The organism is Mesorhizobium sp. WSM4837 (genome assembly GCF_055811435.1).
In genome coordinates this window covers 1-285 of sequence record NZ_JBVVQE010000278.1, presented here as the reverse complement: position 1 = coordinate 285, position 285 = coordinate 1, and the positions used below count along the sequence as shown (strand labels likewise).

Below are 285 nucleotides of genomic sequence, written 5' to 3'. Positions count from 1 at the left end.
CTGATCCAGGGTTACCGCGACACCGCTGCCATCCATGCGAAGCTCGACGAGATCATCGTTGCATTGAAGGAAACGAGGAACAATGTCGTCGGGCTGGAGCACGCCGAGCCTGAGGAGATCAAAGCCCATTTGGCGCGGCTTGAACTGGAAGCGGCGGCGGCTGATCAAGAAGCTGAGCACGAGGGAGTTACGCCAGCGACTGCTAAGCGCAACAGAATGCGCAGGCAGCGTAGCCGCAATCTAGGATCTCGCAGCTAACCACACCGCCATCATGCCGGTGAGCGA

At 59.3% G+C, this 285-nt stretch carries 1 protein-coding gene; it reads left to right on the top strand.

Annotated features, from left to right (window positions below; genetic code table 11):
- Positions 1–258, top strand: a 258-nt coding sequence (locus AC0L3D_RS37085) for a low affinity iron permease family protein (protein ID WP_473647585.1), incomplete at its 5' end; no start/stop codon positions are given.
- Between the last annotated feature and the right edge of the window lie 27 nt (positions 259–285).